Source organism: Candidatus Neomarinimicrobiota bacterium (assembly GCA_022573815.1).
In the GTDB taxonomy this organism is placed as follows: domain Bacteria; phylum Fidelibacterota; class SORT01; order SORT01; family SORT01; genus JACZTG01.
The window spans coordinates 67411-77165 of sequence record JACZTG010000010.1 but is presented as its reverse complement, the minus strand read 5'-3'; the positions used below and the strand labels follow the sequence as shown (position 1 = coordinate 77165).

The window sequence follows — 9755 nt, the reverse complement described above, 5'->3', positions numbered from 1 at the left end:
TTGATACCTACTGTCTATTATCAATAGTATAACTTGCCGCTGAAGGTCTTTTGTAATCCCAGGTTATCGTGCTGTCACTCCCCCCCCGCGTATGCGTGATTTTACCAGTAGAAGCGTTTGTTACGTAAGACCAACCTGCTGGTTTGGGATTCAAAACAGAATCAAGAAGCGATACATCTGATGTCGGGTAAACTTTACTTCCATTTTGTACAATCTGGTTAGCGGCGTAAGTTTCCAGCCCTGCCCGAATAGATCCGATTATCTGATTTTCAACTTCAATCTTAGCTCTGCCTTGCAGCGCAAAGAACTTCGGCACCGTCATTGCCGCCAAAACTCCAAGTATTGCGATAACCGTTACTAATTCGATAAGAGTAAAACCTTTTTCATTTCTCTTCATCGTTTTTCCTCCTGATTGTTTATTCATTTTGTCTTTCTTCATTTTATTAATTGATTAAGGTGAAAATTCCATAATTAAATTTATCGGGTCGTTCTGATCGTGAATCGTAAATTTTGGTCCTGTATAATCTATATTTATATCGCCGGGTATTCGTATGTACCGTACCGAGCCGTCTCTTATCAGCGTAAATACATAAGGCTGATCATTATACGGAGAAACAGGTATCGGTTCCATTTGTCTTATCAATCTTGTCGTTATTGCATCAGTGCTGTCATTCGCAAGTATAATGGGAGAATTCGCGGGCGTAGAGAATTTCGCTTCCTCCATTCCCTGTCTCGTCAGTCTGTTTTGGAAATCTGTAGAAAGAGTCTGACCGATAATGCTGATATTTACCAGTGTGGTTCTCACTTTCGCTTCCTCTTGCTGCTCGGCAAACTTGGGAACAGCAATGGCTGCGAGAGTTCCCATAATTGCTGTTGTGACAACAAGTTCCATTAGCGTAAATCCGTGTTTATTTCTATTATATAATTTCATCATTTTCATATTCAGTACAATATTGTACAATTGGCGTGCCACTCTTATATTCAGTCTGATTGCGTCATACAGTAAGTAGTTGATAATACTTGCTTAACACTGATTATATTTTTTTAAATTAGATGATTGTTGTCACATATTTAGTGTATATATATTAGACATACGACCAAGATTATTACATAGGGTGTGTGTATAATTATTTTACACTATTTTTCCCAACTATATTTATTCTGTTCTGATATATCTGATGTTTCTCTAACTTGAATTAAAATAAAATATGTCGCCTTTGCGAGCGAAGCAAAGCAATCTCGTAATTGAGATGGCGAGAGATATGAGACTGCCTCGTTGTCTTTCGTTTCCTCGCCCCACAAACTATTTTATTTTCATTCAAAAATTTAATCACCCAAAGACCATTCAACCACGTATTTTATTATTACAATTTCCACTTGCATAGACTCGCAGAACCTAATATATTCAGTAGATGTACAACGGCGATAAAAATTTTGGAGGTTTAAAGATATAATGGCTTTAATGGGTACTTTACGAAACAAAACTCATTTTATTCTGTGGTTTTTACTTGTTACTTTTATCGGCAGCCTTGCGGTAGGCGGTTTTGTGGGCGGAGCGGACATTCTTGACGTAATAACAGGCAAAGCGGATTATTTTGATGCTGTTGCAATTGTAAACGGCGATCAGGTTAAGACTGAAGACTACTATAATATACTTAATTTTCGATATGATCAACTTAGAGATCAAGGTATCGGTGAAATTACAGAAGATATGCGTGTGCAGTTAGGAAACGAAGTGTGGACCGAGCTCGTAACGGAAACCATTATGCGCCAGGAAATTGAAAGGCGTGAAATACCTGCAACTAACGGTGAAGTGATCTGGCAGATGAGAGAAAATCCGCCCGACTATTTTCGCCGCGACACGGTTTTTCAGACTGACGGAAAATTTGATATAGCTAAATATCGTCAGTTCCTTAATGACCCTAACAATAATTGGCGTGTTTATGAGAACGATGTACGAAACGCATTGCCGCGCCAGAAGATGTTATATCTTCTTGCTTCTACAATCCGGGTAAGCGATGAGGACGTTCAAGAGCACTATAAAATGAATAGATTGCGTTATCATATTCGCTACCTGACCATAAACAACACTAAATTTATGAACGACCCGTCAACCCGCGCCTCGGATGAGGAGATTGCGGAATGGTATAATGCTCACAAAGATGATTATCGTACCAGAGCAGGACGGATAATGAAGTATGCGTCATTCAGTAAGCAGCCTACCGCAGAGGACACTTCTGCGGTAGTTCAAGAAGCTATTGAGCTTAAAAACAGAACCGAAGCCGGAGCAAAATTTGACGAGCTGGCAAGAGCATATTCTGACGGCCCGTCTGCATCCGCGGGTGGTGATTTAGGGTTTTTCGGTAAAGGTGTAATGGTCAAAGAATTTGAGGATGCGGCATTTTCAGGTAATGTAGGCGACGTTATTGCTCCTGTCCATACTAAATTCGGCGTTCATGTCATTCAGATTACCGAGAAGCGTACTAAATCTGACGGAAGCGTTGAAATAAAGGCGAGCCACATCCTTCTTGAAATTAATGCGGGACCGAACAGTTTAGCTAACAGCAGATCCAACGCCAATCTATTCGCATTTGATGCTCGCGATTTAGGATTTGAAGCCGCTTCCGAGAGCAATAATGTTACAATCCAACAAACTGAGCTTTTGAATGAATTCGATCTAAAGATTGAGAATATCGGATCTCTTAACGATGCCGTTCTCTTCTCGTTTCGGGCTAAAGAAGGTGATATTAGTGAGATATACGAAAATGAAAACGGATATTACGTATTTCAATTAGAGGAAATCTTCGAAGAAAATATCCAGCCGTTATCAGAAGTGGAACAGGGAATAAAAGCTGTTATAGAATCACGACATCAAAGTAACCGGGCATTATTATATGCGCAAGAGCTGTACGAAAATGCTAAAAAATCAGAGCTGACCCTTGAAAATATTGCCGGCGCCGATGAAGAAATCAAAATAAAATCAACTCCCGCATTCACGCTTGCCTCTCATATTCCCGGAATTGGAAAAAGCGGAATATTATCGGGAGTTCTTTCACAATTAGATCCCGGTGAGATCGCCGAGCCGGTGCTTGTGAATGCCAGCGCAGTTATCGCGGAATTAATCGATAAAGAATCGTTCGATCAAAAAGCGTTTGAAACTGCTCAAGCCGAGATACGCCGTGAATTAATGAATGAGCAGAACAGCAATATTTTCAATAAATGGATGGACGACTTAAAAGTTAACTCCAAGGTGGAAGATTTACGAAATATAGGGTATGAAAGGGAATTTCATAACCATCTCTAATTCAATTCATTTAGCCTCTAAAATATAAATTTCTTCGGGTGATTCTTCTTCGAAAGGAGAAGAATCAAAATCTCCGTAAAATTCCTTTATCTTAAGTCCGCTCATATCCACAATCAGTTCCATCTCTTCCGGTGAAAAATATCTCATTGAGGTCTGTTGAATTATCTCCTCCCTTTTTCCATCGCTTTCCTCAATAATATATATAAATTCATACTCGTTCCATTTTTCTTTCCAATGAGCTTTTTTTATTCGTGATATACGGGTTAATTTTCTACCGTCTGCCATCTCAAATCGCGGAACATCAGTTATCGGCCCGAAAGTAGATGTGAACAGAACTGCGGGCGTTGGATTAAACATATCAAAAATGAACACTCCGTTGGGCGAAAGATGCTCCCGAACACGATTCAGACAATTCACCTGATCATCCGTGGAAATCAGATGCTGGAAAGGTCGAAACGGCATTATTATAAGGTCAAACTTTCTATTTAAACGAAAATCGGTCATATCCCCTCTTATAAGCATAATTCTTTCCGAAATGGAATCGGGTTCCCCTTGTAATTTTCTTTTGAGCTTCTTCAGCATCGGCATTGAGTAATCCAAGCCTATAATATTCAGATCCAAATACGCTAATGGAATAGCGACTCTTCCTGTTCCACAGCCTAATTCAAGCAGATCACCGCCGTATTTGTTGGCGCAATTCAGATAAAATTCGACATCTCCTCTTTCAGCATACAAAGGAAGATAATCGTAGAGATCGGAGAAAATATCCTCTGAATAATCTCCATATTTGACATAAAAGTCGTCTGAAATCATTATGATAGGTCTTTACTAAGAATATATAATCGTTGAGATTAACGGACTTAAGTTATTTATCTATCCAAACGCCTATATTCGAATACTTTGCTATTCTGTTTTCAAGCAGAATATCGACCGGAAGATTACCTAATTCTCTGACGTTTGTTAAGATAGCCTTTTTTAAACTCTTTGCGGCGGCTTCCGGACTCCGATGCGCTCCTCCGTCAGGTTCTTCAATTATTCCATCTATGATACCTAGCTTGAGTAAATCATTTGGCGTAAGTTTAAGCGCTTCTGCGGCTTCAGGCGCTTTTGACGAGTCCCTAAAGAGGATTGACGCGCATCCTTCGGGCGATATAACGCTGTACCAGGTATGTTCCATCATCAGGACCCGGTCACCAATTCCAATTCCTAATGCGCCTCCGCTTGCGCCCTCACCTATTATGATTATCAGAACCGGGACAGTCAGCTTGCTCATTTCCAAAAGATTCCTCGCTATTGCTTCAGCCTGTCCTCTCTCTTCAGCGCCCAAGCCGGGAAACGCACCCGGAGTATCTATAAGCGAAACTATTGGTCTATTAAATTTCTCAGCAAGTTTCATTATCCGTAACGCTTTTCTATATCCCTCAGGATGAGCCATTCCAAAATTTCTTTTTATATTTTCCCGCGTGCCTTTTCCTTTTTGATGGCCTACCAATAAAATGTTATGACCGCCAATTTCCGCAAGTCCGGTTACCATCGCGGCATCATCCCCAAAGAGTCTGTCGCCGTGCAGTTCGGTGAAGCTATCACAGATCATATCAATATAATCGAGGGTGTACGGTCTGTCGGGATGTCTTGCCAGAAGAACTTTTTGCCAGCGTGTTAATTTGGCATATGTTTCTTTAATTAAGCGAGTTCTTTTTGCCCGCATTTTTTTCACTTCATCGCCGACCTCTGAACCGGATACCATAGTTCTCGATTCGAGCTCCGCAATCTCATCGTCCATTTCAACAATGGGTTTCTCAAAATCGTATAAAAATTTTGGCAAATCCGCTCCTATAAGTGAAATAAATCTTTGATGAGAATTTCTATATCGAGACGGATAGACTGATTACGAAGATAATAGTGTTCATATCGTGCGTATTCTTCACTGTTTGACTCTTGCCGCCTCATAATTTCTGTTAAACTTGTCAATCCGGGTTTGAATCGTATCATCTCTTCTGAAGACGATTCAAACAGTATTTCGGAACCCACAAAACTTAAATTACCTAAGAAGACGTGATAAAGTAAAGGATAACCAGCCAATCGATTTCTCTTTTTAATAACCCCATCAGAGAGAAATATCACACCCTTTTTATGCCCGTCATAAGTATTAAATTTCATTTTCTTGAATGATAATCCTGTCGCTAATGTATAAATCATAGCAAATGGGAATAACAGTATCAGAAGCGGAAAGGAGAGAATTATATCAAAAGAACGTTTAAGTACTTTATTCGTCAGCTTATCTATATTATAATTCATATCGAGTAATGATATATCATCTATCGGCTCCACACTCGATTTACCGATAATAAAATCCATATCTTTGGCTACAATCTTAAAATTGAGATTCAAATGTTTCATATTATCAATTATACTTAATATCTCCTCGTAACTGCTGAATTCCGTAGAAAAAATCAGATTTGTAATTTTTCGTATCTTGATAATTTCGTCAATTTCGGAAATGTTACCCAAATAAACATATTCTTCGGGGAAATCCGATGGAGATTCATTTCCGATAAATCCGACTATATTGTATCCCTGATCTACTTGCTCATTTATTTTATCAGCTATCTTGCGTATTTCAATTCCTGAGCCGATGATAGCAGTTCTTCGCGTGGCCAAAGTCTTGCCTAATGTACCGATATATGGAATCCATTTCGTTTTTTGAGCAAGTCTTATAATTATACGCCATGAAGGCAGCAGGATAATGTTGAACAGAAGCAACCAGATCAATACTTCTCGCGAATAGGCAAATTGCTTAAAGAAAAACGTAAATGTGGTGTTGACAAAAAAACCGAGAATTACTCCCCACGCCGCAAATGTAGCCGAATATCGCCTTCTATCATACATTTTAAGCACGTATAGCGTTATCAACCAGATAGAAGTGTAAATCATCGTAATCGACAGATAAGAACTCCATTCAGATAGGGAACCGAATTTTATAATTAACGATAGACTAATCGAAACCTGCATTAATAATATATCGAGAGCGGCGGGAGCAATTAATCCGCCAATTTTTGCAGCATAAGAAAGAGAAGCTCTCAATATTATTCCAATATAGAGAAACATAACCGATAAAAACGATTTGGATTTGCTGAAATGTTTTTTGACAAATTGTATTTGCGCCTTATAAAACATTCCTATGACGTCATATCGCACAGCTTTCGTACTTTCGCCTTTATAGTGAATTATTTTAGTCTGCGGAACGTAAAATATCTTATATCCCGCTTTTCGCATTCTGTAAAACCAGTCCAGGTCTTCCCCGTACATAAAAAAATCCTCATCCAGGGTTCCCACTTTCTCTATTACTTCCTTCCTGACCATGACGAACGAACCGGAAACCGCATCTACTTCCGACAGCTCGTCTTCATCAAGGTAGGTTAAGTTGTATTTTCCGAATATTTTACTATTGGGGAAAAGGTGATTGAGACCCAAAATCTTCGGCAATACCACCATTGGAGTCGGCGAGCTTCGCCTGCAAGCAGGTTGGAGAGTTCCGTCTGCGTTTAGGACCTTACATCCCGCTGCTCCGGCTTCAGGATGCGTCTTAAAAAAATCCATCAATACGCTGAAGGTATCTTCCTGAACAACCGTATCCGGATTGAGAAGAAGAATAAAATCTCCGTCAGATTTGTCAATCGCGAGATTATTAGCTTTCGCAAAACCGAGATTTTCATCATTACGAATCAATTTCACTTCAGGAAATTTAGACTCAACCATCTCGGCGCTTCCGTCAAGTGATCTATTATCAACAACGAAAATCTCGCATTCAATTCCGGAAGACGCTTTATATGCCGACTCAAGGGTCTGCTTTAGAAACGTTTTTACGTTATAACTTACTATAACTATCGAAAGTTTGATAGCGATTACCCCAGCTTTCCTGTGAGATGCTGGTATTTGAGTTGCCAGACGACTTTAGCGGCTTCTACCATAATTGAGAAGTTCATCTTTGAACGACCGAGAGTTCTATCAACAAAAATTATAGGAATTTCAACCACTTTGAAACCTTTACACCATGCCCTGAAATTCATCTCCAATTGAAAGGAATATCCGCCCGAATGCACCGCATCAAGATCAACTGCCTCAAGTACTTCCCTGCGAAAGCATTTAAACCCGCTCGTAGTATCGTTCAGCGGAATTCCCGTGATAACTCGGCTATAAATGTTGGCGCTATAGCTTAATAATAGTCTTCTGATTGGCCAATGAACGACATTTACTCCGTTGAGATATCGCGAACCTACAACCACATCAGCATCTTTACTCGCTTCGATAAAGTTAGGTATTTCAGCCGGATCGTGTGAAAGATCCGCATCCATTTCGATAATCCTATCATAATCTCTCTCAAGAGCGTATTTAAATCCGGCCACATAAGCCGTACCCAAACCTTCCTTTTTCTCACGCGCCATCAGAGTCACCCGTTTTTCGGTTTTCATAAGTTTTTTAACCAAATTACCCGTTTTATCAGGCGAATTGTCATCTACAACCAACACATCGACATCCGGAGCAAATTCGAAAACCAGCTCTATTGTTTTCAAGATATTATCCGATTCATTATATGTGGGTATAATTACTAATACATTCATCCATTCATCTCCGAAATCATTATATCCATTCCATGTGCAATCCCGAGTATTTTCAGCCCGAGTGTGTCTCTTGCCTTTTCGGTTCGCAATCCGGCTTTTTTGGGTCTGTTGGCAATCTGACCAAGGTCTTCGGTTTTTATGGGAAATATTAACTCCTGAGGATAATCAAACTTATCGGCGATTATCTGCGCGAATTCAAATCGGTTCAGATAATCTGCGCCTGCGTAATTAAACAATCCCTCAGCCTCCAATTGGATAATTCGCAATATGCAAGCCGCGAGATCATTAGCTAAAGTGGGGTTACTGAACTGGTCGTTTACAACTCTGATTTTATTCCCCTGTGATAATTCCTTTTGAACCCAACTAACGAAACTTGCCCTGGCGGGTACGGCATTTCCATATAGTACGTTCGTTCTGATAATCGCATATTTGATGCTTGAGCCGTTGATAACATTTTCCGATGCAAGTTTTGACCGTCCATAATAGCAGGCGGGCGAAGGCAAAGCCTCTTCAGGATACGGCCCGTCTTCACCATCAAAAACGTAATCTGTTGAAATATGGATTAATTTTGCGTTCACATGTCTTGCAACCTTAACGATATTTTCAACTCCCTCAACGTTTGTCTTCCAGCAATTTTCTTTGTTCGCCTCACAGCCATCTACATTTGTATATGCAGCTGCGTTAACTATCACTCCCGGATTGGTTGATCTGATAATTTCATTTACCCTTCCGGAATCCGTAATATCTCCTTGATGATAATCAATATTTTTCGAATTCTTATAGGTCTTTTTTCCTTTTCCGACGGCAATTATCTGGTAAGAACTATTCATTTCAGCCAACAGCTTCTGACCGAGAAGACCGTTAGCTCCAAAAACTAAAACTCTCATTTTATCCTGATATTTGCTATCCATCAGTTCCCGTAATACGATTCAAATCCGCAGAGAGTATACCTTCCACACCGCTCATTCTGCTAACCGCTCCTGCCACAATATTTGCTGTCTCAGCTGATTTGATAATGCCTGATCCCCTTAAATATTCTAATGCAAAAGCTGCCCCATACGCATCGCCGCAACCGGTTGGATCAACCAAATCACCTGTTATCGCAGCTGGGATATAGCTGGATTTAATGTTTTTACCCTCTCTGCAAACAACAAGAGAGCCTTCGGAGCCGAGCGTGATATTTACCACTTTTATCCCGTTTCTCACCATATCTTCGGCGAGTTCCTGAATCGCAAAATAAGTAGATTCGCCATTCACTAAATTTTCCGCTTCTACCGAGTTCATTTGGACACAATCAAAATTTTCTGCCCAATCCCGCCACTTCGGAAGCGCTTGAGGAAACCGGATACCTTTTTTATCAATCCCTAACAAAAGACTGTGAATATCCAAAAACATCAGTCCGTCGTAATTTTCTCTTAACCGGCGCAGCACCTGCAAGCCCATTTCAAACCCGGAAATAAAATTTATGAGGATAGCATCTGTATTCATTATCGGTTGGAGGTCTTCGAACTCCATTGGCGGCAGAATATCTTGAGCAATTTCCACCCGTTCATTTTCATTTTTATATCTCAAATTCACTTTATTGTTAGGAAACTCCGAACGATGGAGCGCTGATGTGTCAATCCTGTCCATCATACTTAAATCTAAAATTACATTATCCCAAATATCATAACCGACTGGAGTAGCGGGCAATAACGTTTCACCCTCTTTAAGTAATTTATGGAATGTAGCGATGCTATAGAATGCGCCGCCCCAACTTTTTGTGACTGTGCCATCAATAGTCCTGATTTCATCAAGCACAATATTTCCTATAAGCCCGATTTTCATCG

At 40.1% G+C, this 9755-nt stretch carries 9 protein-coding genes; 1 reads left to right on the top strand and 8 read right to left on the bottom strand.

Annotation, left to right across the window (positions count from 1 at the left end; all coding sequences use genetic code 11):
- Positions 1-7: 7 nt before the first annotated feature.
- Entirely contained in the window at positions 8-397 is a 390-nt protein-coding gene (locus tag IIB39_06005; protein ID MCH8928254.1) for a prepilin-type N-terminal cleavage/methylation domain-containing protein, read from the bottom strand.
- 54 nt (positions 398-451) lie between these two features.
- Positions 452-934 carry a prepilin-type N-terminal cleavage/methylation domain-containing protein gene (locus tag IIB39_06000; protein MCH8928253.1) on the bottom strand — a complete coding sequence of 161 codons (483 nt, stop codon included), beginning with the start codon at positions 932-934 and terminating at the stop codon, positions 452-454.
- Positions 935-1453: 519 nt separating this feature from the next.
- Between IIB39_06000 and IIB39_05995 the strand changes: the two genes are divergently transcribed.
- Complete coding sequence (locus IIB39_05995) at positions 1454-3304, top strand: peptidyl-prolyl cis-trans isomerase (GenBank protein MCH8928252.1); 1851 nt, start codon at positions 1454-1456, stop codon at positions 3302-3304.
- Between the two features lie 6 nt (positions 3305-3310).
- Here the strand turns inward: IIB39_05995 and IIB39_05990 are convergent, their stop codons facing one another.
- The 6 genes from IIB39_05990 to IIB39_05965 all read right to left on the bottom strand — a co-directional run bounded on the left by IIB39_05990 (position 3311) and on the right by IIB39_05965 (position 9753).
- Positions 3311-4117: a class I SAM-dependent methyltransferase gene (locus tag IIB39_05990; protein MCH8928251.1), complete on the bottom strand. Its 807-nt coding sequence runs from the start codon at positions 4115-4117 to the stop codon at positions 3311-3313.
- 52 nt (positions 4118-4169) lie between these two features.
- Entirely contained in the window at positions 4170-5129 is a 960-nt protein-coding gene (locus tag IIB39_05985) for an acetyl-CoA carboxylase carboxyltransferase subunit alpha (protein ID MCH8928250.1), read from the bottom strand.
- Between the two features lie 8 nt (positions 5130-5137).
- A complete protein-coding gene (locus IIB39_05980; GenBank protein MCH8928249.1) occupies positions 5138-7063 on the bottom strand; it encodes a glycosyltransferase in 1926 nt (641 codons plus the stop codon).
- 146 nt (positions 7064-7209) lie between these two features.
- Positions 7210-7926, bottom strand: coding sequence for a polyprenol monophosphomannose synthase (locus IIB39_05975; GenBank protein ID MCH8928248.1), 717 nt, complete (start codon positions 7924-7926; stop codon positions 7210-7212).
- Positions 7923-8837, bottom strand: coding sequence for a dTDP-4-dehydrorhamnose reductase (gene rfbD, locus IIB39_05970; protein ID MCH8928247.1), 915 nt, complete (start codon positions 8835-8837; stop codon positions 7923-7925). The genes IIB39_05975 and rfbD overlap by 4 nt, the downstream gene beginning before the upstream one ends.
- Positions 8830-9753, bottom strand: coding sequence for a hypothetical protein (locus tag IIB39_05965; GenBank protein ID MCH8928246.1), 924 nt, complete (start codon positions 9751-9753; stop codon positions 8830-8832). Before IIB39_05965 ends, rfbD begins: the two co-directional genes overlap by 8 nt.
- Positions 9754-9755 lie beyond the last annotated feature (2 nt).

Excerpts from the sequence above, each read along its gene's own strand:
- IIB39_06005 (MCH8928254.1), bottom strand. The coding sequence starts at position 397 with ATGAAGAGAAATGAAAAAGGTTTTACTCTTATCGAATTAGTAACGGTT.
- IIB39_06000 (MCH8928253.1), bottom strand. The coding sequence starts at position 934 with ATGATGAAATTATATAATAGAAATAAACACGGATTTACGCTAATGGAA.
- IIB39_05995 (MCH8928252.1), top strand. The coding sequence starts at position 1,454 with ATGGCTTTAATGGGTACTTTACGAAACAAAACTCATTTTATTCTGTGG.
- IIB39_05990 (MCH8928251.1), bottom strand. The coding sequence starts at position 4,117 with ATGATTTCAGACGACTTTTATGTCAAATATGGAGATTATTCAGAGGAT.
- IIB39_05980 (MCH8928249.1), bottom strand. The coding sequence starts at position 7,063 with ATGGTTGAGTCTAAATTTCCTGAAGTGAAATTGATTCGTAATGATGAA.
- IIB39_05975 (MCH8928248.1), bottom strand. The coding sequence starts at position 7,926 with ATGAATGTATTAGTAATTATACCCACATATAATGAATCGGATAATATC.
- rfbD (MCH8928247.1), bottom strand. The coding sequence starts at position 8,837 with ATGGATAGCAAATATCAGGATAAAATGAGAGTTTTAGTTTTTGGAGCT.
- IIB39_05965 (MCH8928246.1), bottom strand. The coding sequence starts at position 9,753 with ATGAAAATCGGGCTTATAGGAAATATTGTGCTTGATGAAATCAGGACT.